At 67.8% G+C, this 24,102-nt stretch carries 21 protein-coding genes; 9 read left to right on the plus strand and 12 right to left on the minus strand.

The features are described 5' to 3' along the window. The first annotated feature begins 42 nt into the window (after positions 1-42). From ACP7BH_RS16195 to ACP7BH_RS16205, 3 genes are read left to right on the plus strand one after another with little or no spacing between them, the layout of a single operon-like run. Positions 43-306: a DUF6894 family protein gene (locus ACP7BH_RS16195; RefSeq protein ID WP_425986895.1), complete on the plus strand. Its 264-nt coding sequence runs from the start codon at positions 43-45 to the stop codon at positions 304-306. Beyond that, positions 303-1,046, plus strand: a complete 744-nt coding sequence (locus ACP7BH_RS16200) for a Crp/Fnr family transcriptional regulator (RefSeq protein WP_425986896.1) — start codon at positions 303-305, stop codon at positions 1,044-1,046. The genes ACP7BH_RS16195 and ACP7BH_RS16200 overlap by 4 nt, the downstream gene beginning before the upstream one ends. A gap of 58 nt (positions 1,047-1,104) precedes the next feature. After that, complete coding sequence (locus ACP7BH_RS16205) at positions 1,105-1,767, plus strand: Crp/Fnr family transcriptional regulator (protein WP_425986897.1); 663 nt, start codon at positions 1,105-1,107, stop codon at positions 1,765-1,767. Here ACP7BH_RS16205 and glmS read toward each other — a convergent pair. Further along, positions 1,728-3,542 (minus strand): glutamine--fructose-6-phosphate transaminase (isomerizing), encoded by a 1,815-nt coding sequence (gene glmS / locus ACP7BH_RS16210; RefSeq protein ID WP_425986898.1) that lies wholly within the window; start codon positions 3,540-3,542, stop codon positions 1,728-1,730. The genes ACP7BH_RS16205 and glmS overlap by 40 nt on opposite strands. Positions 3,543-3,704: 162 nt before the next feature. On the opposite strand from glmS, the gene glmM reads away from it, so the two are divergent. After that, complete coding sequence (gene glmM, locus ACP7BH_RS16215) at positions 3,705-5,054, plus strand: phosphoglucosamine mutase (RefSeq protein WP_425986899.1); 1,350 nt, start codon at positions 3,705-3,707, stop codon at positions 5,052-5,054. 10 nt (positions 5,055-5,064) lie between these two features. Here the strand turns inward: glmM and ACP7BH_RS16220 are convergent, their stop codons facing one another. Then, positions 5,065-5,526, minus strand: a complete 462-nt coding sequence (locus ACP7BH_RS16220) for a hypothetical protein (protein WP_425986900.1) — start codon at positions 5,524-5,526, stop codon at positions 5,065-5,067. 64 nt (positions 5,527-5,590) lie between these two features. Next, positions 5,591-6,316 carry a ribonuclease PH gene (gene rph, locus ACP7BH_RS16225; RefSeq protein ID WP_425986901.1) on the minus strand — a complete coding sequence of 242 codons (726 nt, stop codon included), beginning with the start codon at positions 6,314-6,316 and terminating at the stop codon, positions 5,591-5,593. A 66-nt stretch (positions 6,317-6,382) separates the two neighbouring features. On the opposite strand from rph, the gene hrcA reads away from it, so the two are divergent. Both hrcA and grpE read left to right on the plus strand, forming a co-directional pair. Beyond that, positions 6,383-7,477 carry a heat-inducible transcriptional repressor HrcA gene (gene hrcA / locus ACP7BH_RS16230; protein WP_409717527.1) on the plus strand — a complete coding sequence of 365 codons (1,095 nt, stop codon included), beginning with the start codon at positions 6,383-6,385 and terminating at the stop codon, positions 7,475-7,477. Between the two features lie 32 nt (positions 7,478-7,509). Beyond that, complete coding sequence (grpE, locus tag ACP7BH_RS16235; protein WP_425987089.1) at positions 7,510-8,115, plus strand: nucleotide exchange factor GrpE; 606 nt, start codon at positions 7,510-7,512, stop codon at positions 8,113-8,115. 24 nt (positions 8,116-8,139) lie between these two features. Here grpE and ACP7BH_RS16240 read toward each other — a convergent pair whose 3' ends face one another. The 5 genes from ACP7BH_RS16240 to rpe all read right to left on the minus strand — a co-directional run bounded on the left by ACP7BH_RS16240 (position 8,140) and on the right by rpe (position 15,687). Continuing rightward, positions 8,140-10,224, minus strand: coding sequence for a S8 family peptidase (locus ACP7BH_RS16240; RefSeq protein WP_425986902.1), 2,085 nt, complete (start codon positions 10,222-10,224; stop codon positions 8,140-8,142). A 234-nt stretch (positions 10,225-10,458) separates the two neighbouring features. Further along, entirely contained in the window at positions 10,459-11,358 is a 900-nt protein-coding gene (locus ACP7BH_RS16245; RefSeq protein WP_425986903.1) for a dienelactone hydrolase family protein, read from the minus strand. Between the two features lie 140 nt (positions 11,359-11,498). Continuing rightward, the gene (gene purH / locus ACP7BH_RS16250; RefSeq protein WP_425986904.1) at positions 11,499-13,103 is read right to left on the minus strand and encodes a bifunctional phosphoribosylaminoimidazolecarboxamide formyltransferase/IMP cyclohydrolase; all 1,605 of its coding nucleotides are present in this window, start codon (positions 13,101-13,103) and stop codon (positions 11,499-11,501) included. A gap of 71 nt (positions 13,104-13,174) precedes the next feature. Continuing rightward, positions 13,175-15,013 carry a heparinase II/III family protein gene (locus ACP7BH_RS16255; RefSeq protein WP_425986906.1) on the minus strand — a complete coding sequence of 613 codons (1,839 nt, stop codon included), beginning with the start codon at positions 15,011-15,013 and terminating at the stop codon, positions 13,175-13,177. After that, complete coding sequence (gene rpe / locus ACP7BH_RS16260; protein ID WP_425986907.1) at positions 15,010-15,687, minus strand: ribulose-phosphate 3-epimerase; 678 nt, start codon at positions 15,685-15,687, stop codon at positions 15,010-15,012. Before rpe ends, ACP7BH_RS16255 begins: the two co-directional genes overlap by 4 nt. Before the next feature lie 103 nt (positions 15,688-15,790). Between rpe and rhuM the strand changes: the two genes are divergently transcribed. Beyond that, a complete protein-coding gene (gene rhuM, locus ACP7BH_RS16265; protein ID WP_425986909.1) occupies positions 15,791-16,846 on the plus strand; it encodes a RhuM family protein in 1,056 nt (351 codons plus the stop codon). Here rhuM and ACP7BH_RS16270 read toward each other — a convergent pair. Together ACP7BH_RS16270 and ACP7BH_RS16275 are read right to left on the minus strand one after the other, a co-directional pair. Further along, positions 16,843-18,183: an RsmB/NOP family class I SAM-dependent RNA methyltransferase gene (locus tag ACP7BH_RS16270; protein ID WP_425986910.1), complete on the minus strand. Its 1,341-nt coding sequence runs from the start codon at positions 18,181-18,183 to the stop codon at positions 16,843-16,845. The two genes, rhuM and ACP7BH_RS16270, sit on opposite strands and share 4 nt — an antisense overlap. 47 nt (positions 18,184-18,230) lie before the next feature. Further along, positions 18,231-20,207 carry a potassium transporter Kup gene (locus ACP7BH_RS16275; RefSeq protein WP_425986911.1) on the minus strand — a complete coding sequence of 659 codons (1,977 nt, stop codon included), beginning with the start codon at positions 20,205-20,207 and terminating at the stop codon, positions 18,231-18,233. Between the two features lie 168 nt (positions 20,208-20,375). On the opposite strand from ACP7BH_RS16275, the gene ACP7BH_RS16280 reads away from it, so the two are divergent. After that, positions 20,376-20,846, plus strand: coding sequence for an Rrf2 family transcriptional regulator (locus ACP7BH_RS16280; RefSeq protein WP_135194226.1), 471 nt, complete (start codon positions 20,376-20,378; stop codon positions 20,844-20,846). A gap of 7 nt (positions 20,847-20,853) precedes the next feature. Beyond that, the gene (locus ACP7BH_RS16285) at positions 20,854-21,651 is read left to right on the plus strand and encodes an SDR family NAD(P)-dependent oxidoreductase (RefSeq protein WP_425986912.1); all 798 of its coding nucleotides are present in this window, start codon (positions 20,854-20,856) and stop codon (positions 21,649-21,651) included. Positions 21,652-21,799: 148 nt separating this feature from the next. On the opposite strand, the gene lpdA is transcribed toward ACP7BH_RS16285, so the two are convergent. Beyond that, on the minus strand, positions 21,800-23,197 hold the full coding sequence (gene lpdA / locus ACP7BH_RS16290; RefSeq protein ID WP_425986914.1) for a dihydrolipoyl dehydrogenase: 1,398 nt from the start codon (positions 23,195-23,197) through the stop codon (positions 21,800-21,802). Continuing rightward, complete coding sequence (locus tag ACP7BH_RS16295) at positions 23,194-23,655, minus strand: hypothetical protein (protein ID WP_425986915.1); 462 nt, start codon at positions 23,653-23,655, stop codon at positions 23,194-23,196. The genes lpdA and ACP7BH_RS16295 overlap by 4 nt, the downstream gene beginning before the upstream one ends. Positions 23,656-24,102: the final 447 nt, after the last annotated feature.

Below are 24,102 nucleotides of genomic sequence, written 5' to 3' on the forward strand. Positions count from 1 at the left end.
CCCGTGACCGCTTCCTCCCTCGGCTGCTGCCAGGAGGAAAGATTGCCGCGCTACTTTTTCCATACCCAGAACGGCGATTGCATCCGCGACGACCAGGGCGAGGAGCTGAAGAGCGTCGATGCCGCCAGAGAAGAAGCCGTCGCCGTTCTGGGCGAAATCCTGCGTTATCGGGGAGCCGCCTTCTGGACGACCCGCGCCTTCAGCGTCATCGTCACGGATGCGGACGGCCAGACGGTCGTCAGCGTCACCGCAGCCGCTTCCGACGATGCGCCTGACGGGTGGAGCCTGGTGGAAAGCGCCCAATGAGCAGACTTCAAGCCACGCCCAAGATCACGACCCTGGTCGAGAAACTGTCCCTGCGCGACCGCATCTCTCCCGAAGAGATCGAGGCCCTGCAGAAAGCGCTGGAGCCGCCCAAGACGGTCGCCGCCGGTTCGGACATCGTGCGCGAACATAGCCGACCACTGCACAGCACGCTTCTGATCTCCGGCTTTTCCGCCCGCTATTCGACGCTGGAAGATGGCGCCCGCCAGATCACCGAGATCAATGTCGCCGGCGACTTCATCGACCTGCACAGCCTGTTGATGAAGCAGATGGATCACGGAGTCGTCGCCCTGACCGAATGCGTCATCGCCGAGGCGCCCCACAGCGGCCTCATCGACATCACCGAGCGCCATCCGCACCTGACGCGCCTGCTGTGGCTGGACACCATCATCGACGCCGCCATCCACCGCCAATGGCTGGTCGCCATGGGTCGGCGCAGCGGCCTGGGTCATATCGCCCATCTGGTGTGCGAGCTGTATCTGCGTCTTCAGGCCGTCGGCCAGACCGGCGATATGACCTTCGACCTGCCGCTGACACAGGCCACCCTTGGCGATGCGCTGGGCCTGTCGACGGTCCATGTCAGCCGCCTGATCTCGGAACTGCGCGGCGAAGGCGTGATCAACTGGTCGGGCGGTCGGATCGATATCCTCGACTGGCGCCGCCTTGCCGAAATCGCCGAGTTTGACCCGACCTATCTGAGGCTTCAGAGCGACCCCGTCTGACCCCTTAACGCATGTTATCGCGCAGAACGCCGTTTGGCGGTCTATACGACCAATGTCCATGTCGAACCTCGCGCGATCCCTGCTTTCCCTGCTGGCCGTTCAGGGATTGGACGAAGGCGACGCCTTCGACGCCGTGCCCGGCCAACGCACCGCCCTGACGCGTGATGGTGAACCGCTCGTCACCTTCATTCTGGACGGCGTCGCAGCACGCTTGGGACCCAATGAGACCCTGTCACGTGGTCTGGCCTCAAGCGACGATCTGATCAACTTCGATGCGGTGCTGGGGCGGGGCGAAAAGGAAGTGGCCCTGTGGCTGACGGCGGGACGGTTCCTGACGGTGCCGGCGCGACGGCTGGTCCAGCGCATCGATCGCGACACCCTGGTCGAAGCGACCCTGACCGACCTTCGTCAACGCAACGCCGCCCTTCAGGCCGAGCTGGGGCGTCACGCCGACCTCAAGGTGACCCAACGCTTGGCCGCCCTGGTCCTTGACGTTCACGACCAGGGCGGCGGCGATACGGTGTCCCTGCGCCAGAGCGACCTGGCCGACCTGATGGCGGTGCGGCGCGCCAGCGTCTCGACCGCCTGCACGGAACTGTGTGCGGCCGGCGCGCTGCGCCTGCGGCGCGGCGCGATCCAGATCGCCGATGTGGAAGCCCTGCGCGAGACGTCGGCCGCGCCTCACTCCACCGTGACGGACTTGGCCAGGTTGCGGGGCTGATCGACGTCGGTGCCCTTCTGGACGGCGGTGTAATAGGCCAGCAACTGCACCGGCACGGCATAGACCAGGGGCGCGATCAGGGGATGGCAGTCCGGGGCGTGGATGCGGCGGATGCCGGCGCCGTGCAGGTCGGGCGCCTTTTCCGGCGCGATCATGATGACCGGCCCGCCACGCGCGGCGACCTCCTGCAGGTTGGAAGTGGTCTTCTCGAACACATCGTCCAAGGGCGCCAGGGCGATGGTCGGGGTCTCTTCGTCGATCAGGGCGATGGGACCGTGCTTCAGCTCGCCTGCGGCATAGCCCTCGGCGTGGATATAGCTGATCTCCTTCAGCTTCAGCGCGCCTTCCATGGCGAGAGGGAACATGGCGCCCCGGCCTAGGAACAGGACGTCGTCGGCCTTGGCCAAATCCTGGACGACGGCGCGGATGCTTTCGCCCATCGTCAGCGCCTCGGCGATCAGGCGTGGGCTTTCGAACAGGGCCTTGACCAGTTCGGCCTCGGTCGCAGCATCGATCCGGCCACGCGCGACCCCGGCCGCCACGGCCAGGGCCAGGAGGGCGGCGACCTGGGCGGTGAAAGCCTTGGTCGAGGCGACTCCGATTTCCGGCCCGGCATGGGTGGGCCACAACACGGCGGCCTCGCGCGCCATGGACGAGGAGTGGACGTTGACGACGGCGGCGGTGTTCAACCCCTGCGCCTTGCACCAGGTCAGGCTGGCCAGGGTATCGGCCGTCTCGCCCGACTGACTGACGGCGACCGCCAGGGTCTTTTGCGACACCGCCGGCGAGCGATAGCGGAACTCGGACGCAATCTCGACGTCGCAGGGCAGGCCCGCCAGCTTCTCGAAGGCGTAGCGGCCGATCTGACCGGCGTAGAAGGCGGTGCCGCAGGCCACGATCTGGATGCGGTCGATGGCGGCGAAATCGACGGGATTGGCCTTGGCCTTTCCCGTCACCAGATCGAGATATTCCGACAAAGTGTGCTGGACACTGTCGGGTTGTTCATGGATCTCCTTTTCCATGAAGTGGCGATACTCGCCCTTCTCGACCATGGCCGAGGAGGCCGAGACCTGGACCACCGCACGATCGACCGGCTTTCCGGTCACGTCGAACATCTGGGCGCCGGCCTTGGTCACGGCGACGTAATCGCCCTCTTCCAGATAGGAGATTTTCTGGGTGAAGGGGCCGACAGCGAGCGCGTCGGAGCCCAGATACATCTCGTCCTCGCCCCAGCCGACCACCAGGGGGCTGCCGCGCCGTGCGCCCAGGATCAGGTCGTCTGTCCCATCGATCAGCACCGCCAGGGCATAGGCGCCGGTCAGGCGGTCCAGGGTGATCTTGAACGCCTCCAGGGGGCTGCGGCCCGTGTTCAGTTCGGCGTCCAGCAGGTGGGCGATGACCTCGGTGTCAGTCTGGCTTTCGAAGACGTGGCCCTCGGCGGCCAACTCGGCCTTCAGCTCGGCGAAGTTCTCGATGATGCCGTTGTGGACCAAGGTGACGCGCCCGGCCTTGTGCGGGTGGGCGTTGGCCGTCGTCGGCGCGCCGTGCGTGGCCCAGCGGGTATGGCCTATGCCGACCGTCGCCGTCATCGGCTGCTCGGCCAGGACGGCCTCCAGATTGCGGATCTTGCCCTGGGCGCGGCGGCGTTCGACCGCGCCATCGACCACGGCGGCGACGCCGGCGGAATCGTAGCCGCGGTACTCCAGCCGCTTCAGGCTGTCGATCAGCCGGGGAACGACAGGTCCGTTGCCGGTGACGCCGATGATGCCGCACATAAGCGAAGGCTCCGAGAGATCAGGGAAAGGGGCGCCGCTTTGCACTGGCGGCGATCCGGGGCTAAGCCACACATCAAGCCCCACCGGCCGTCTATGCAATCTTAAGGCGGGCCGCATCAAAAAAGGGGTTTCGGAACGTTACCCGAAACAAAGGACCAGGCCTTGGGCGACAGAAAATACTTCGGCACCGACGGCATTCGCGGGCGTGCCAACACCTATCCGATGACGGCAGAGGTCGCGCTGCGCGTGGGTCTGGCCGCCGGAAAGCTGTTCCGCACCGACGACGACCGCCGCCATCTGGTGGTGATCGGCAAGGACACCCGCCTGTCCGGCTATACGATCGAGCCGGCCCTGGTCGCCGGCTTCGCCTCGGTGGGCATGGACGTGCGCACCTTCGGTCCAGTGCCGACGCCCGGCGTGGCCATGCTGACACGCTCGATGCGCGCCGACCTGGGCGTGATGATCTCGGCCTCGCACAACGACTATGCCGACAACGGGATCAAGCTGTTCGGGCCGGACGGCTACAAGCTGTCGGACGAGATCGAGCTGAAGATCGAGGCCATGATGGACCAGGGCCTGGACCAGGGTCTGGCGCCGTCGAACAAGCTGGGTCGGGTCAAGCGGATCGACGACGCCCAGGCCCGCTATATCGAAATCGCCAAACAGGCCTTCCCCAAACGGCTGACGCTGCAGGGCCTGCGCATCGCCGTCGATTGCGCCAACGGTGCCGGCTACAAGGTCGCGCCCACCACCCTGTTCGAACTGGGCGCCGAGGTCTTCCCCGTCGGCGTGACCCCGAACGGGACCAACATCAACGCCGAATGCGGCTCGACCCATCCGGCGACCCTGGTCGATGCGGTCAAACGCTACCGCGCCGACATCGGCATCGCCCTGGACGGCGACGCCGACCGGTTGATCATCTGCGACGAGAAGGGCCAGGTCGTGGACGGGGACCAGATCATGGCCCTGGTCGGGCTGGACTGGGCCAGACGCGGCCTCCTGACCGGCGGCGGCGTGGTGGCGACCGTCATGTCCAACCTGGGGCTGGAGCGCAAACTGAAGTCCGAAGGGCTGACGCTGGAGCGGACCAAGGTCGGCGACCGCTATGTGATGGAGCGGATGCGCGAGGGCGGCTTCAACATCGGCGGCGAACAGTCGGGCCATATCATCCTGCACGACCACGCCACGACCGGCGACGGCCTGATGGCCGCGCTTCAGGTGCTTGCCGTCCTGGTCGAGTCCGGCAAGCCGATGAGCGAACTGGCCCGCCAATTCGACCCCGTCCCGCAAAAGCTTGAGAACGTCCGCTTCACGGCCGAAAAGCCGCTGGAGACCGCTGCGGTCAAGGCCGCCATCGCCGACGCCGAGGCGGCGCTAGCCGGTCAGGGGCGCCTGCTGGTGCGGCCGTCGGGCACGGAAAAACTGATCCGCGTCATGGCCGAGGGCGACGACGAGGTCCTGGTGAAACGCGTGGTGGCCGATGTCGCCGGCGCGGTGCGCGCCGCCGGCTGAGGGTCGGCCCTTAAGGCTTGCACGCCGCCGGCGGATCGCCGTCGCGTTCCCACAGCTTGCAGGACCGGTCGATCTCGCCCTGGATCAGGTCGCAAGGGTTGGCGGCGTTGCAGGGCGGGCGCGTCGCCGGGCTGACCTGGATGCAACGCTCGACCAAGCGGGCCGAGGCGGCGGCCCCGATGGCTTCACGACACGGAATTTCGCTGACCGGAACCGGCTGAGGCGCCATGTCCGGCCCCTCGGGGATGCCGGCCTGGGGCTCCTCGGCGGGCTTTGCCGGCGCCTTGGCCGGCGCATCCGCCTTGGCAGCGGGCGGAGCGACCGGCGCCGTTTCCGGCTGTAGAGGAACCGCATCGATCACCTCGGGGTTCGACGCCGATTCACCGGACGCGGGCGCTCCGGGGCCGGAAGGCTGACAGCCGGCCATCAGCACGGCGCAGGCGGCCAGCGAAAGCCATTGGGGTCGACGCATGGACTTGTCTCCGGTCAGGACCAACCTGGCGAGGATGCCCGCCTGCGGCCGAAGACGAAACCCCCTATCGCTTCACCGCCGCCAGCGCCGCCTTCTGCAAGGCGAACAGTTCGGTGCAGCCGGTCTCGGCCAGCGAGAACAGCCGGTCGAACTCGGCGCGCGAGAAACCGCGCTTCTCGCCGGTGGCCTGTACCTCGACGATCTGGCCCGCGCCGGTCAAGACGAAGTTGGAATCCGCCTCGGCCTCGGAGTCCTCTTCATAATCCAGGTCCAGAACGGGCACGCCGTTGCAGATGCCGCACGACACGGCCGCCACCTGGTCCAGGATCGGATCGGACTTCAGCACCCCCTCGTCGCGCAGATAGTTCAGGGCCGAGGCCATGGCGACCCAGGCGCCGGTGATGGAGGCGGTGCGGGTGCCGCCGTCGGCTTGGATGACGTCGCAGTCCAGCACCACCTGGCGCTCGCCCAGGGCCTTCAGATCGACGACGGCGCGCAGGCTACGGCCGATCAGGCGCTGGATCTCCTGCGTCCGGCCCGATTGTTTGCCGGCGGCGGCCTCGCGGCGGCCGCGGGTGTGGGTGGCGCGGGGCAGCATGCCGTATTCCGCCGTGACCCAGCCCTGGCCCTTGCCGCGCATCCAGCCGGGAATGCTCTCCTCGACCGAGGCCGTCACGAGAACCTTCGTATGGCCGAAGGTGATCAGGCACGAGCCCTCGGCATAGCGGTTGACGCCGGTCTCGATGGTCACGGGACGCAGTTGGTCGTCGGTGCGTTGCGAATGGCGCATGAGAGCACTCCTTGGAAGTCTGGCCTTGGAAGCCGAGGCCGCGGTGCTTATCCTGAAACCGTGAGCCTGTATGCCCCCAAAACCCCGCCGTTCGATGGCGCCCAATCCCTCGCGGGGTTGGCGGGGCTGGATGCACGCGCCCGCGACATCTTCCGCCGCATCGTCGAGAGCTATCTGGAAACGGGCGAGCCGGTCGGTTCCAGGACCCTGTCGTTGGGCGGGATCGCCCTGTCACCGGCCTCGATCCGCAACACCATGCAGGACCTGACCCTGGCGGGTCTGCTGGCTGCGCCCCACACATCGGCGGGGCGAATCCCGACCCATGCCGGCCTGCGGCTGTTCGTGGACGGCCTCTTGGAAGTCGGCGACCTGACCAAGGAAGAGCGGCGCGAGATCGACGGGCGTCTGGCGGGGCGGGGTCGGAACTTCGAATCCGCCCTGGACGAGGCGTCCAACCTGTTGTCCGGCCTGGCCGGGGGCGCGGGCGTGGTTTCCAGCCCCGTGCGCGATTCCGGGGTCAAGCACGTCGAGTTCGTGGCCCTGGGCGGGGATCAGGCCCTGGCTGTGATCGTCGCCGACGACGGCACGGTCGAGAACCGGATCATGACCCTGTCGGCGGGCGTCACGCCGTCCACCCTGGTCGAGGCCTCCAACTTCCTCAACGCCCGCCTGCGCGGCCGCCCCTTCGCCGACGCCAAGCGCGAGATGACGCACGAGCTGGAAATCGCCCGGCGCGAACTGGACCAGACCGCGGCCCGCCTGGTCGAGGACGGGTTCGCCGCCTGGTCAGGGGGCCCTGACCGCGAGCGCGCCCTGATCGTGCGCGGCCGCGCCAACCTGCTGCAGGACGGCGAGGGGCTGGCGGATCTGGAACGGGTCCGTGTCCTGTTCGACGACCTAGAACAGAAGGAACAGCTGATCGGCCTGCTGGACGGCGTCGATGCGGCGCAGGGCGTGCGCATTTTCATCGGAGCCGAAACACGGTTGTTTTCACTTTCGGGTTCCGCGGTGATCGCGGCGCCCTATATGAGCGGCCGACAAAGGGTTCTGGGCGCCATCGGCGTCATAGGGCCCGCAAGACTGAACTACGCCCGTGTCATTCCGTTGGTGGACTATACCGCCCGGGTGCTGGGCCGGATGCTGGACGGGAACGACAAGTGAGCGACAAACCCCTTAACGACGAATTCGACGCCCTGGATGCGGCCGAAACCGACGCTGAACACGGCCTGGACGCCCATCCTTCTGAAAATCGGGGGGATGACCTGGCGCCCCTGGACACCGTCATCGCCGAGCGCGACGAGTGGAAGGACCGCGCCCTGCGCGTCGCCGCCGAGATGGAAAACCTGAAGCGCCGTTCGGAAACACAGCAGAACGACGCCCGCGCCTTCGCCATCCAGCGTTTCGCCAAGGACCTGCTGGGCGTGGCCGACAATCTGGAACGCGCCCTGATGGCCGCGCCCAAGGACGCAGAGGGCGCAACCGCCGGCCTGGTGACCGGGCTGGAACTGACCCAGAAGGCCCTGCTTCAAGCCTTCGACAGCAATGGCCTGAAACGCGTCGCGCCGGAAGCCGGCGAGGCCTTCAACCCGCATCTCCACCAGGCGATGATGGAACAACCGTCGGACACGGTGCCCGGCGGATCGGTGCTCCAGACCATGCAGTCCGGCTTCGAACTGTTCGGCCGCACCGTCCGTCCCGCCATGGTCATCGTCGCCGCCAAGGGCTCCGGCGCGCAAAGCCCCAACCCCTACGGCGCCGCGCAGGCGCCCGAAGGTCAGGCCTTCGACGGCAAGGCCTGATCCCAGGTCAGCGGGCGGCGTCGGTCAGAACTGACGCCGCCAGGCCCCGATCAGTGCGAACTCCGGCGCGGCGTCCGCCACATGGCGCGGCTCGCGGCTGGCCACGGCCTGCAATGTCATGCTGGAGCCGTCCCACAGCCGACGCTCGCCGCCCAGGATGAAGTCGATCTGGCGACCGCTGGGCGACGCCGAGAAGCTGCGCCGCGAATAGGTCAGCGGGTCGAAATATTCGACCGGCACATCGGCCAGCAGCGCCAAGAAGGTCCCGCTCTCGATCCGAAGCGGCTGCGACAGGGTGAAGCTGATCCGGTCGCATATCATCGTACAGCCGGTCAGCAGGCCCAGCCGCCAGTTCGAACTGATCGCCGCCTGATCCATCGACAGGAACCGTCCCTCGATCTGCGTCGACCCCATGCCCGCTTCGCCGATCAGTCGCAGACCCGGCCTCAACGTCCAGTCGCCGCCCACGGCATAGAAGCTGGTGCGCGACGGCAGGGCGAAGTCCGACCCGCCAGGCAGGAAGGCGCCCAAGGGCCCAAGCCGTTCATCCAGGGCGCCGACACTGAACGACAGGCCGCCCTCGGCGCCCCGCCATCCGATCGCCGCCCGACTATAGGTCGAGGCGTCCTCCTCCACGCGGCGCAGGGGCATGCGACGATCCCCGCCTCCGCTTTCGGCCGACACGGTCACGGCGCCGAACCGCATCGCGCCGCGCACCGCATGGTCGGCCTGGGCCAGGGATGCAAACCCATCGCCGGCCGAGCCTTCGAACGGCGACGCCGCCCCGCCCTTGCCCTGCCAGACCGAGAAGTTCATCCGGCCGGTTTCCAGGTCCAGCATCGCCTCCTGGCGCGGTTCGTCGCCCATCCACGGCGCATCATAGAGGTCGTGACGCGGCGCCACGGGTTCGGGCCTCGCGCTGGGCTGGGCCGCGATCAGGTTCAGCCGCCCGCCGCCCGGCAGCGCAAGCGTAGTGGTGGCGGTGGTGTTCTGTTCGAACGGCGCCGCCTGATAGGATCGGCTGGGCGCGGTCGGATAGGCCCCACCCAACTGCACCGCGAACATCCGGTCATAGGCGTCGTACAGCACCGTGTTCAGCGCGCTCTGACGCAGGAAGGCGTCGCCGAAGGCCGCGCCGACGAAACTGCCCGGCTCGGTGATGGTGACGATGGAGCTTCCGTCCGCCATCGGGGTGGAGGTCGTACCGACCGGCCGGAAGGCGCCGGCCATGTCCAGCAGGCCGCGCCCATAGACGATGTCGGTTCCTGGATCACCCGCATCCCGCGCGGTATCGACTAGAATGGCCAGGGCCGCCCGCGCAGTCAGATTGGGGAAGGCCTGCATCAGCAGGGCCAGGGCGCCCGAGACATGGGGCGCCGAAAACGATGTGCCGTTGACCCGCCAGCAGGACGTGCCTTCGCAGCCGGTGATGACGTCTTCGCCCGGCGCTGAAATATAACCGACCGCCGTATCGCCGGCCCGGTTCGAGAAGCTGGACATCACATCGGTCGCGCCATGCGAACCGACCGCGATCACGCTGCCGGCGAACCGGGGGTCGATGGCGTAGCGCGCAGGCCAGCCGGGATTGGCCTCGCCGTCATTGCCCGACGAGGCCACGATCACGGCGCCCGCGTTGACGGCGCGCAGCAGCGCCGCCTCGAACGCCGACCCCAGCCGACCGTCGCCGCCCAGCGACATGTTGATGATCTTGACCCCGTTGGCGACGGCGTAGTCCAGGGCGCGCACCAGGTCCGAACTGCTGAAACAGACCTCGGTGTTCTCGTCCGTACAGTCCGAAATGTCGGTGCGGATCGACAGAATGGTCGACTGATAGGCCACGCCGATCGTGCCGAAACCGTTGAAGTTCGAGGCGATGACGCCCGACACGCGCGTGCCGTGGCTGCTTGAGGCGACATAGGGGGTGTTGCGGCCCGCGACGACGTCGGTCGAGGCGCTGGAAATCCGCCCTTCAAGCTCGGGCAGGGTGTTGGCGATGCCGGAATCGACGACGGCGACGGTGACGCCTGACCCGGTCGCCCCGGCCTGCCAGGCGACCTGGGCCTTCATATTGGCCAGACCATAGTTCCGCAGATACTCGCTCGACGTCACCGAAGGGGGCGGCGGAGGGGGAGGCGGCGGCGGCGGGGGCGGCGGTGGCGGGGGCGGTGGAACAGGGGGCGTGATCGTGCCTCCACCGCCACCACCGCCTCCCCCGCCGCCGCACGCAGCAAGCGGAAGGAACAACAGGCTCAGGCCCAGAACGACCGCCCCACGACGCTGCAATCCGTTCATATCCAACCCTCCACTCAGGCCGCCCTCCGCAGCCTTCACATCAGTAACGCCCTAATTCTTTAACGCTTTATCGAAGGTCGCCAGCAGTTTGGACCAGCCGTCCCTGGCGTCCGTCTCGGAATAGCTGGCGCGGTAATCGGCGTGGAAACCGTGCTGGGCGTCGGGATAGACGACGATCTGGCTGCCGGTCTGGCCCGCACGGGCCAGGGCCTCGCGCATACGCTCCACGCTGGCCAGCGGAATGCCCTGGTCCTTGCCGCCATACAGGCCCAGCACCGGTGCCTTGAGGTCGTCGGCGATATCGACCGGCCAGGGCTGACCCGACGAGATCTGCACCGGCGTCGCATCGGCGGCGGGGGCCAGACGGCCGTACCAGGCCACGCCGGCGCCGATGGCGGCGAAGCGGGCCGCCGCCTGCCACACCACCTTGCCGCCCCAGCAATAGCCGGTGATCCCGACCTTGCCGTCCTTGGCCCACGACTGCTGGCTGGCCCACTCCAGCGTCGCCGACAGGTCGCCCATCACCTGCTCATAGTTCGCGGCGCCGACAATCTGCATGATCCGCTGCATGTCCGACAGGGGCGCGGGATCCTCGACCCGGTTGAAGAAGGCAGGCGCGATGGCGGCATAGCCCTGTTTGGCCAGGCGGCGGCAGATGTCGCGGATATATTCGTGGACGCCGAAAATCTCGGACACCACGACGACGACTGGGAAAGGCCCGTCGCCCGCAGGCCGCGCCATATAGGCCGGAAGCTGGAAGCCGTCCGGCGCGGCATAGGTCACGGTTTCCGTGGCCAGCCCCGCCTCGTCGGTCGTGATCGGCTTGGCCTCCTTGGCCAGGGCCGCGACGGCATAGCCGGAGAACAACAGCCCCCCAAGCGCCCCCAGGCTTCGTCGGCTCAGCTTCAGATCGTCGGCGGTCTGGCCTTCGGGACGGATCAGAACGGTCATCGGCAGGGGCTCCGGTCATCTGTCAGATGAGCTGACAGTGGCCCCGGCCGCTATCCGCGTCCAGTCACGAAAATGCCGAAGGAAGGGCGCTCAAGCAGCGAGCGACCGCGTCTCGAGCGTTAGCGCCCTTCCTTCCAAAATCAGTGCCTGAAGACCCGCACGCCGGTGAAGGCCATGGCGATGCCCTTTTCGTCGGCGGCGGCGATGACCTCGGCGTCGCGCATGGAGCCACCCGGCTGGATCACCGCCGTGGCGCCGGCCGCGACCGCTTCCAGCAGGCCGTCGGCGAAGGGGAAGAAGGCTTCGGAGGCGCAGGCCGAACCCTCGGCCAGGGACTGGGCCAGGCCTTTCGCCTCGCCGGCCTCCTTGGCGCGGATGGCGGCGATCCGGGCGCTGTCGCGACGGTTCATCTGGCCGGCGCCGATGCCGGCGGTCTGGCCGTCCTTGGCGTAGACGATGGCGTTGGACTTGACGTGTTTGGCCACGGTGAAGGCGAACAGCATGTCCTGGATCTCGGTCGGCGTCGGCTGGCGCTTGGTGACGATCTTCAGGTCCGACGGCTTGATCAGCGACCGGTCGCGGCTCTGCACCAGGAAGCCGCCGGCGACCGAGCGGAACACCTCGCCCGGTCCGTGCGGATCGGGCAGGCCGTCCGTGATCAGCAGGCGCAGGTTCTTCTTCGAAGCAAAGACGGCCTTGGCCTCGTCATCGGCCCCGGGGGCGATGACCACCTCGGTGAAGATGCCGGTGATGGCGCGGGCGTCGTCGCCGTTCAGCGGGCGGTTGACCGCGATCACACCTCCAAAGGCGGAGACGGCGTCGCATTCCAAGGCGCGGGCGTAGGCTTCCGACAGATCCTTGCCGACCGCGACACCACAAGGGTTGGCGTGTTTGACGATGACCACGGCCGGGGCCTCGAACTCGGCGACCAGCTCATAGGCGGCGTCGGCGTCGGCGATATTGTTGTAGCCCAGCTCCTTGCCTTGGATCTGGGTCGCATAGGCCACGCCGGGACGGGCCTCGCCGGTGCGATAGAAGGCGCCGGTCTGATGCGGGTTCTCGCCGTAGCGCAGGGTCTGGGCCAACGACCCGGCGATCGACTTGCGGGCCGGGGCGACGTCCTCGATCTGCTGGGCGAACCAGCCGGCGACGGCGGCGTCATAGGCGGCGGTACGGGCGAAGGCGCGGGCGGCCAGACGTTTGCGCAGGGCCAGATCAGTCGAACCGTCCGACTTAAGGGCTTCCAGAATCAGGCCAATGCTCTCGCCGTCGACGGCGACCGCGACATAGCCGTGGTTCTTGGAGCCCGAGCGGATCATGGCCGGACCGCCGATATCGATATTCTCGACCGCCGCCTCGAACGAACCGCCCGCCGCAACGGTGGACTCGAACGGATAGAGGTCGATCCAGACGATATCGATGGCGCCGATGCCGTGATCGGTCATGGCCTGGGCGTGGTCGGCCGCGTCGCGCACGCCCAAGAGGCCGCCATGGACGATGGGGTGCAGGGTCTTGACCCGACCATCCATCATCTCGGGGAAGCCCGTCAGATCGGCCACGTCCTTGACCGGCAGACCCAGTTTGGCGATCGCCGCGCGGGTGCCGCCGGTCGACACCAGCTCGACGCCCAGGTCGTACAGGGTGCGGGCGGCGTCTTCCAGCCCGGCCTTGTCGGACAGGGAGATCAGGGCGCGTTGCGGCTTCACCTGATCGGGCGCGGGCGGAAAGTCGGGAGCGGCGGGCATGAGGCGGCGTCCGTGAAGGCTGGGGGAGGATGGCGCGCCCTCTAGACCCAAACCGGCGCTGCGTCACCCTTCTACGTCGGTTCGCCGCTCGCGCCGGCCGGGCTCAGCTTCCAGCGGATCTTGCTCTCGCTGTCGGTGCGGGCCGAGCCGCGCACCACGATCTGCAAGCTGCGGCGCGTCAGGCCGGCGTCGATATGGACGCTGGGTTCGATGGCCACGTCGGGACCGTCGGTCCTGAACCACCAGCCCCGGCCCGAGGCGCCGCGCAGCAGGATCGAGCGGCGGTCGCGCGCCAGCGAGGCCTGCACCCCCGGCTCCAGATGGAAACGGATGGCGTAGGGGGCCGCGATCTGGCGCACCATCTCCTTGCGGCCCGGCGTCGGGAACAGCTTCTCCTCGGCCCGCAGCTCGTCCAGCCGCTGGTCGAGATACAGCCGACGCTGATGGTTCAGGCCGAACAGTTCGTTCCAGCCGTCGTGCTCCATCTCCAGCCAGACGGCGCCGTCGCCGTCGCGCAAGTCCGTCGTCACATGGATCGGCGGCCCGACCAGGCGCGGGCCCAGAAGATCGCCCTTCCAGCCGCCGAGCGGCTCGTTCAGCGACCGCTCGCCCAGGGTCAGGGTCGAATGGGCGGGAGTCAGCCGCAAAGCCTGGCGGTCGGTCGAGGCCGGGGTCCAGCCCGAGCCGGTGACCAGTCGGTCCTTGCCGCAGGCAATCTCCAGCGCCATCGGCTGGGCGCAGGCGGCGGCGCCCCAGGCGCCTCGGGCCGGCGGGGCCGCATCCGCCATGATGGTCAGCAGGGGGCTGGCGATGCGCGTCAGGCCGGCGACCGTGCCGGCGGGCGAATGGGCGGGATCGCCTTTGGCCGGGGCGGCCTCGTCGTCATGGGCGCGGGCCGCCGCGACGCGTTCGGCGCTGGAGGGTCCGCCGCCCTGGAAGCTGGCCAGACGGCCGTCGGGCAGGGTCAGAAGGCGCAAGCCCTGCGTCAGCCGGGCGATGGCGCCCGAAACGCCGTCCGGCGTCGGTTCGGACAGTTGCGACAGGGCGTCGTCCAGCGTCAGCAGGTCGAGCAGAAGCTCCAGCCCCGCCTCGGGACTGCGCGTGGCATGACCGCCGTCGTCCTGAACCGTGGCCTTCAAGGCGCCGTCCAACCGCCCCAAAGCGCGACGACGCAAGGCCTGTCCCGGCGCGCCGGCCAGGACGCAGCCGCCGATGGCCGCCGCCGTCAGCCGTTCGGCCCGGCTGGCCAGCCCGCCGGGCGGACGCAGCAGCTGACGCGTCTGGCGCGCCAGGCTATCAGCCAGCTTCAGCCGTTCGGCCTCGGTCGCGACGGCGCCCATCCGCCGCGCGCCGCACGCCAGATTGACCACCCGCCGCCCCAGGATTTCCGGTCCCCAGGCGAAAGGCGACCAGCGGGCGAAGGTGTCGGCCCAGGCCAGGGTCAGACGCAACGCCTCGCGCGCGCCGCGCTCGCCCTGGGCCATCAAGCCCGGCAGCCAGGCGAAGGCGTGAAGTTCGACGGCGAACGGCCGCGAGGGGCTGGGCCGGTTCCACGGATCGGACGGCGGCTCGACCTCCATCGAGGCCCCCGCCAACATGAAGCGTCCGGCCAGGACATTGCGGCCCGGCGCCGGATCATGGGGGCGGAAGTCGCGCGGCGTTGCGGCGAAGGCCGTCACCTTGCCGCCGCCCAAGGTCAGTCCATAACCGGGCAGACCATAAAGCTCGATCCACAGCTGTCGCGTCGCCACCCGCCCGGCGATGGCGGGCCACAGGCCCGGTCCCGCGATCGTATCGCCCGAGCGCACCGGCGTGCGCACCGGGGCGCCGGGCAGGCCGGGGATCTGGCCCGAGGCGACGTCCAGCGTGGTTTCCTGCCCGCGCGGAGCAAAGGGGCCGAGCGGGCTCACAGCACGTTCTGAGGGGTGGCCGGCGCGGCTTTCAGGGCGGCGATATTGGTCGCGTATTCGCCCTTGAACACGAACGATCCGGCGACCAGCGCATCGGCGCCGGCGGCGACACAGGCCCCGGCGTTGGCCGAGGTCACGCCGCCGTCCACCTGCAGGTGCGCCGCCGAGCCGGCCCGGTCCAGAATGGTCCGCGCGCCGGCGATCTTGCGCAGGGAACTATCGATGAACTTCTGGCCGCCGAAGCCCGGATTGACCGACATGATCAGCACCAGATCCACCAGGTCGACCACCTCTTCCAGGATCGACAGCGGCGTCGCCGGATTGAACACCACGCCCGCCTTGGCGCCCAGCTGGCGAATACGGCCCAGGGTGCGGTGCAGGTGCGGCCCGCTCTCGGGATGGACGGTCAGGACATCGGCGCCGGCTTCGCGGAACGCCTCCAGCCACGGATCGACCGGCGCGACCATCAGGTGCACGTCGAACGGCAAGCTGGTGTGTGGCCGGATCGCCTTCACGATGTCGGGGCCCAGGGTGATGTTCGGCACGAAATGCCCGTCCATCACATCAACGTGGATCCAGTCGGCGCCCGCCGCCTCCAGCGCGCGGACTTCTTCACCCAGCCGCGCGAAATCGCTGGCGAGGATCGACGGACAGATCAGAGGGGTGAGGGCCATGGCCTTCCGGATAAGGCGCGGCGCCGACGGGAGCAACCGGCTTGGCGAGGAAGCGCCGACATGTTCTACTCTTGTTCACGCCAAACTTGCGCAGGAAGTCCTGATGTCTCTGCAAGACCCGTCTGCCGCCGAGCCCGTTCGCGTGTTCGAGGACGGCTCCGGAGACCGCTTCCTGATCTATGGAGCCCATGACGGAGCCAGGGTCGAAATCCGCTTCGACGGCGATGCGCTGTGGATGAGCCAGGCGCAGATCGCGAGCCTGTTCGGTCGAGATGTCTCGGTCATATCAAGGCATATCGCGGCAATTCTGGAAGAGGGCGAGTTAGGCGACGCCGCCGATTTGCATTTTATGCAAATTAAGGGTCCCGCTGACCGGACCGTCAGAGCCTACAGCCTCGATATGGTGATCTCGGTCGGCTATCGGGTCAGTTCGGCGCAGGCGACCCTGTTCCGTCGCTGGGCCACCGCCGTGCTGATCCGGTTCGCCACGCGCGGCTTCGTGGTCGATGTGGAGCGGATGAAGGCGGGCGGCGAGCAGGATCGTATCCGCGAACTGCGCGCCATCATTCGCGACATCCGCAGCGAGGAAGCTAACCTCTATGCGGAAATCCGCCAGATCTGCAGCCTGTGCCAGGATTACGATCCCAAGTCGGACGCCTGGCGCACCTTCTACCGGAACACCCAGGCCAAGCTCTGCTACGCGGTGACCAGTCACACGCCCGCCGAGATGCTGATGACGCGCGCCGACGCGGCGGAACCTGACATGGGCCTTCGGACCTGGAAGGGTGAGCGAATAGTTTCGGCCGACGTGACCGTGGCCAAGAACTTCCTGGCGCCGGCAGAAGTCCGCGAGCTGAATCGTCTGACGGACCTGCTGCTGACCATCTTCGAGGACCAGTTGGAGACCGGTCGGTTGACGACGATGGCGCAAGCTTCCGAACTTCTAAACGCTCAGTTGAAGGGGTTGGGCCGCGTGGTTCTGTCCAACGGCGGACGTGTTTCCAAGGGCGACGCCGACCGCCACGCCAAGGCGGCCTACAAGGCCTTCGACATCCAGAGGCGTGCGCTTGAAAAAGCACGGGTGGAGCAGGAATACGCCGACCTGCGAAAGGCCGCCGGCGCCCTGCCTGAGTCGAAACGCGCTCCTAGAAAAACCTAGGCGATCCGTTCCAGCCTGGCGGCGAAGAAGCCGTCGAGGCCACCGTGTTCGGCCCACATGGAGGGCAGGATACGCAGCCAGCCTTCGGGCGTCAGGGCCTCGGGCGGGGCGCCCAGGGCGGCCGGGTCGGCCGCGACGGTGCGGAAGGCGGGGTTGCGGCGCAGGAAGGCGATGATCTGGGTCTCGCCCTCCTCGCGCTCCAGCGAACAGGTGCAATAGACCATCCGCCCGCCGGGCTTGACCCGTTCGGCGGCGACGTCGAGCAGCCGGTGCTGGACATCGGCCAGTTTGGCGACCTCGGCGGGCTTGGTGGCGCGCAGGACTTCCGGATTGCGGCGGAAGGTGCCGGTGGCGGTGCAGGGGGCGTCCAGCAGGACCGCGTCGAAGGTGCGGTCGTCCTCCCACTCTTCGGCGGGAACGGCGATCACCTCGGCGGTCAGGCCGGTGCGTTCCAGATTCTGGGTCAGGCGTTTCAGGCGCGGGGCCGAACGATCCAGGGCGACGACCGATGCGCCGGCGGCGGCCAGTTGCAGGGTCTTGCCGCCCGGCGCGGCGCACATGTCCAGGGCGGTCTCGCCGGATTTCACGTCCAGCAGACGACCGGGCACGGCGGCGGCGGCGTCCTGCACCCACCAGTCGCCGTCGTCGAATCCGGGCCAGGAGGCGACATCGCCGCGACGGCCGGTGCGAACGGTTCCGCCGGCCAGAGCTTCACCCTCCACTGCCGCGGCCACGGCGGCGGGGTCGACGCCGGGCTTCAGGCTGAGATCCGTCGCCGGCTCTTCACGCGCAGCCAGGGCCAGACCGGCCAGGGCCGCCTCGCCATAGGTGGCCTTCCAGCGGGCGGCGATCCAGTCGGGCAGATTGCTCTCGGCCGTCGTCAGGCCGGGGCCTTCACGGCCAACGCCACGCAGCACGGCGTTGACCAGGTTCTTGTAGGGCCGGGTCTTGGGATCGCGCTCGGCCAGTTTCACCGCCGTGGAAACAGCGGCGAAGGCGGGGGTTTCCAGCACCAGGGTCTGGGCCAGGGCGATGCGCATCAGGGTGCGGACGGCCTCGGGCGGGGACTTCTTCAGGCGGCGGTTCAGGATCTGGTCGATCTCGCCCAGGCGACGCAGGGCCGCCATCGCGACCGCGCGGGCGAAGGCGCGATCCACGGGCTCCAGCGCGCGTGCAGCCGGTTGCGACAAGGCCTCGTCCAGGCCGTTGCGCTTCTCGAGCGCCGCGTTCAGCAGGATGCCGGCGACAACGCGGGCCTCGACGCCGATGTCGTCCTGGGACGGGGCGGCGGCGGCGTCAACGGTCGGAACAGGGCGCGGGCGACCCTTGACAGCCATGCGGCGCCCACGCGCCTGCGAACTCTGTCCGCCTCGTCCCTCAGCACTCATACGGCCACCTGCGCGCCCAGCTCGACCACGCGGCCGGGGGGAATATGGAAGAAGTCGGTCGGATTGGCGGCGTTGCGCATCAGGAAGATGAACAGCCGGTCCTGCCACAAGGGCATGCCCTGTCGCGCCGAGGGGATCAGCGAGCGCCGGCCCAGGAAGAAGCTGGTCGACATGATGTCGAACTTCAGCCCCTGCTTGCGGCACAGACCCAGCGCACGCGGCACGTTAGGCGTCTCCATGAAGCCGTATGTGACCGTGACCTTTTTGAAGTCGTCGTTGATCGGCTCCATCCTGACGCGGTCGGCCTCCTTGACGCGCGGCCGCTCGGAGGTGCGGACCGTCAGGATGACGTTCTTCTCGTGCAGCACCTTGTTGTGCTTGAGATTGTGCATCAGGGCGACGGGAGCGACGTCCGGGTCGCTGGTCAGGAAGATGGCCATGCCGGGCGCGCGGTGCGGCGGGCGGGCCTGAAGCATCTCGATCAGATCGTTCAGCGGCAGGCTGTCCTTGCGCGTCTTGGCGGTCAGGATCTGGGTGCCGCGCACCCAGGTCCACATGATCACCACCAGACAGGCGCCCAGCACCAGCGGCATCCAGGCCCCGTCAGGAATTTTCAGCAGGTTGGAGGTCAGGAAGACGCTGTCGATGAAGGCGAACGGAATGAGGGTTCCGGCCACCGCCCACATCGGCCATTTCCAGCCCTTGCGGATGACGGAGTAGGCCATCAGCGTATTGACCAGCATGGTCCCCGTCACCGCCACGCCATAGGCGGCGGTCAAATTGTGCGAGCTCTGGAACACGACCAGCAGCACCAGCACCCCGATCATCAGGAAGGTGTTCACCGCCGGCACGAAGATCTGCCCGGCTTGGGTCTCGGAGGTGTTGCGAATGTCGATGCGGGGCAGAAGGCCCAGTTGCACCGCCTGCTGCGTGACCGAGAAGGCGCCGGTGATCACGGCCTGCGAGGCGATGACGGTGGCGGCGGTCGCCAGGATCAGCATGGGCCAGTAGGCGAACTGCGGCACCATATTCCAGAACGGATTTTCTGCGGCGGCCGGATTGTCCAGGATGAGGGCGCCCTGACCCAGATAGTTCAACGTCAGGCAGGGCAGGACGAAGGCCAGCCAGCCCATGCGGATCGGCGCCTTTCCGAAATGGCCCATGTCCGCATACAGGGCTTCTGCTCCGGTCACGGCCAGGAAGACGCTGCCCAGGATGATGAAGCCCAGAAAGCCGTCGTTGATCAACAGCATGACGCCGTAGTGGGGCGACAGGGCGCGCAGAACGCTGATGTCGTCGAAGATATGATACAGACCCAGCGCGCCCAGGCACAGGAACCATACGGCGGTGATCGGCCCGAAATATTTGGCCAGGCTGGCCGTGCCGCGCGACTGGACCATGAACAGGGCGATCAGGATGCCGGCCGAGATCGGCACGATGAAGGCGTCCAACTTGCCCGCCAGACCCGGCGCGTCCTGCAACCCCTCCACCGCCGACAGCACGGAAATGGCGGGCGTGATGATGCCGTCGCCATAGAAGAGCGCCGCGCCGCAGACGCCCAGGATGAAGATCCAGGCGCTGCGTCGGCCGACGGCGACCTGAGCCAGGGCCATCAGCGACAGGGTGCCGCCCTCGCCCTTGTTGTCGGCGCGCATCAGGAAGAAGACGTATTTGAACGTCACCACCACCATGAGAGCCCAGAAGGCCAGGGAGACGACGCCGATCACGGCCAGGTCCCCGCCGACGCCCGACTGGGCATGGGCGATCGCTTCGCGCAGGGCGTAAAGCGGACTGGTGCCGATGTCGCCGAACACCACGCCGATCGCGCCCACGGTCAGAGCCCAGAAGCCGCCGTGCTTGGCGATCTGGCCCCCGGGGGCGTGGGACTCGGGTCCCGTGGCGTGGGTGGGTTTGTCCGGCGTGTTCGACGCGGCGGGGAGAGCGCCCGCGTCGTGGGGAGTATCCCCGGCCATGCGTATCCTCCGGGTCTCCGACGCGGCGTCGGTCCCTTCAAAGCGGCGAGCCTTTAGGCTCATTCCGCGCGGTCTTCAATCGTGCCGAGGGGGATTCGGTTTCGGCGTTCTGCGGATCGATTTGTGATTCAGGCCATGAGCGCCTATTTTCACACTAGGAACAAAACCATGTCAGACAGCCAGCGCTTCCCCGTCGCCGCCCACGCCCTGGCCTATATGGCCCACAAGGGCGCCTATGGGCCTGCCCAGGCGGCGCCCAGCGGCGTGCTGGCCTCGTCGATCCCGACCAACCCCGTCGTGGTCCGGCGCGTCACCGCCCTGCTGGCCAAGGCCGGGTTGATCGCTACCCGTCCCGGCGCCACCGGCGGGTCGTGGCTGCTGCGTCGGCCCGAGGATATCCGGCTGGACGAGGTGCTGAAGGCCGTGAACGGCTGCGCCCACATCGGCTCGCCCCCCGCCGGCGCCAAGGGCTGTCCGATCAGCGAACATATTCCGCGCCAGGTGGCCAAGGCCCTGACCGCCGCCGACGAGGCCGCGACCGAAGCCCTGTCCAAGATCACCATTGCAGACCTGCTGGCCGAGAATCCGATCTCGCTGGCGGCTTATGCGCCGCACAAGTCCTGCCCCGTCGCGGCCTAATGATCGCATGAGCCGCACGGTTCTGATCACCGGCGCCTCGGCCGGCATCGGCGCAGCGCTGGCCCGAACTTATGCGGCCGAGGGCTGGAACCTGATCCTGACCGCGCGTCGTGAAGGCCCGCTGCAGGCCCTGGCCGACGAACTGACCGCCGCCCACGGCGTGACGGCGACCGTCATCCCCGAAGACCTGTCCGACCCTGCCGCGCCCGAACGGCTGGTCGCCGCCGTCGCATCGCGCGGCCTGATCGTCGACGGACTGGTGAACAATGCGGGCTTCAGCCGGGTCACCGGCTTTCTCGACACGGACCTCGCCGCCCACCGGGCCATGATCCAGGTCATGCTGACCGCGCCGGTCGAGCTGTCGCGCCTGTTGCTGCCCGGCATGATCCAGCGCGGTTTCGGCCGGGTGCTGAACGTAGCGTCTTTAGCCGGCCAGATGCCCGCGACCGGCGGCGACACCCTTTATGGGCCGATCAAGAGCTTCCTGATCAAGGCGTCGCAGGGGCTTTATCTGGAGACGCTGGGAACGGGCGTCCATGTCACGGTCCTGAACCCCGGCTACACCCTGACCGAGTTCCACGACGTCAACGGCTCGCGCGATCAGGTCTCGACCGCCTATCCGGCCTGGATGTGGATGGACGCCGCCCGCGTGGCAAGGATCGGCTACGACGCCTGCGAGGCGAACCGCCCCAGCGTCACGCCCGGCGTCATGAACAACGTCATGGCCGGCCTGGCGCTTTTCCTGCCCGACAGCCTGGCGCTGCGCATGGTAGCCAACCACGCCAAGCGGCTGGAGCGACTTTAGCCCCCCGTTCTACCACCGTCATCCTCGGGCTTGTCCCGAGGACCCACTTTTCCGCCCCCCGGTTTCGGGAATGTCGCACAGCCACAACAGCTGGTGATTGATCCGCCGTGGGCCCTCGGGACAAGCCCGAGGGTGACGGATCAAAATTCTAGATATGAATCGCGTGCCCGAGCGCCCTCAGCGACGCCTCGTGGAAGGCCTCGCCCAGGGTCGGGTGAACGTGGATGGTTCCCGCCACATCCTCCAGCACCGCCCCCATCTCCAGCATCTGGGCGAAGCTGTTCGATAGCTCCGACACATGCTGACCCACCGCCTGGATACCCAGGATGCGGTGATCGGCCTTGGAGGCGATGACCCGCACGAACCCGCCGTCCCCGCCCGCCTCGATGGCCAGGGCCCGGCCGATGGCGGCGAAGGGGAAGACCGACTGGATCACGTCGTCGCGGCCCGCCACCTCGTTCGGACCCAGGCCGGCCGAAACGATCTCCGGCTCGGTGAAACAGACGGCGGCGATGGTGACCGGATCGAACACCCGGTCATGACCCGCGATAATCTCCGCGACCACCTCGCCCTGGGCCGAGCCCTTGTGCGCCAGCATGGGTTCGCCGGTCAGGTCGCCGACGGCCCAGACGTTCCGCATGCTGGTGGCGCAGCGGTTGTCGATCTTCACGAAGGGCCCGGCCATGGCCACGCCCATATTCTCCAGCCCCCAGCCCTGGGTACGCGGACGACGGCCGACCGTGACCAGCACCTTGTCGGCGTCCAGTTGCAGCGGCTCGCCGTCCTTGGTGGTGATCGACAGTTTCCCGTCGCCGAACCCGCCGGCGCGCGCGCCCAGGTGCAGTTCGACGCCGTGCGCCTCCAGCCATTTGGCGACCGGATCGGTCAGGGCCTTGTCGTAGATGGGCAGGATACGCTCGGCCATTTCGACGATGGCCACCTCGGCTCCCAGTTTCCTGAAGGCGATGCCCAGCTCCAGCCCGATATAGCCGCCGCCGACGACGACCAGCTTCTTGGGCACGTCCGACAGGCTGAGAGCCTCGGTCGAGGAAATCACGTCCCCACCGAACGGCAGGAAGGGCAGTTCGACCGGCTCGGACCCCGTGGCCAGGATGACGTGTTCAGCGGTGATGCGGATGTCGCCGTCGTCCGTCTGGACGATGCAGGTCTTGGCGTCCTCGAACTTGGCCCAGCCCTTGATGACCTTGACCTTGGCCTTCTTCAGCAGGGCCGCGACCCCGGCATTCAGCTTACGGACGATGCCGTCCTTCCACTCAACCGTCTGTTTCAGATCGATGGCGGGCGCCGCCGCCGTGATGCCCAGGGTCCCGCCGCCGGCCGCCTTGGCCACCGTCTCGAACTTGCCCGCTGCATGGATGATGGCCTTGGACGGAATACAGCCGACGTTCAGGCAGGTCCCGCCCAGGCCGTCCCCGCCGTCCACCAGCACGGTGTCCAGCCCCAGTTGGCCGCAACGGATGCCGGCGACATAGCCGCCAGTGCCCGCGCCGATGATCAGGACTTTGGTTTTCAGGGTCTGGGTCAACGATAGGCCTCAAGGCGGGAGCTGAATTGCGGGGGAACTTGCTGGGGCTCGAAAACGCGGAGCGCGCCTGTCTCGGTCTCCATGCCCAGTACGATGTCGCCGGGTTTGACGCGCTGGAAATCGACGCAGATCATGCCCTGATAGCCGCTCAACGGACGGGCGGTTTCTGCCGCCGTCAGCGTGTAGGACTTCTGCGGATCACCTTGAAGCGTCTCCAGCCGCGCGATGGTCGCCTTGGACTGGATGACCTCGATGGTTGGCGTCCGACTCGGCTCCGGCAGACGCTCCACCATCGTCACGCGCCCGACGAACAGCGCCGGCCCATCGGCCCGCAGCAGGGACGGCCAGTGCGGCGGTGGATCGGGGATGCAGGCCTGAACCGACGAGGCGAAAACGCCAACGGCCGCCAGGATGCCGGCGCTGACACATAGGGCTTTGGTTCTGAGGGTTTGGGTCATTGTCCCGACACTCTCATTCTACGGGCAGACGCGCGCAGCGCCGGCGCAACTCGCGGGTCACGAATGGCGGAGGGCAGAACCGCAGCGACCTTGTACCACTGGCCCCAGCGGATCCATTCCTCTCGGAAACCAATCCGATTTGCGTACACTACGGCGACCTCGCCCCTGGTCCATCCGCGACCGTGACACCCATCGCCATACCAAATGTCAGACAGGCGTCGAGGGGGAGCGACACCATGCACTGGAGCGATAGCCTCGAACGTGTAGCGAACGCCGCCATTGGCAACATCTGTCGTTTCTACGACGCGAGCTAGAAAGACACTATCGGCTTGGTTCCAGCTAGCGACGTGAGCCTCGCGGTCTTGGCGAAACGCAGTTTGCTCAAGCGTTTCACCTGGGCGCGGCGAGTCCAACAAGATCGTACAGGCCAGGCCAGGAGATGCGATT

It is taken from the genome of Brevundimonas sp. TWP2-1, assembly GCF_049897645.1.
In the GTDB taxonomy this organism is placed as follows: Bacteria; Pseudomonadota; Alphaproteobacteria; order Caulobacterales; family Caulobacteraceae; genus Brevundimonas.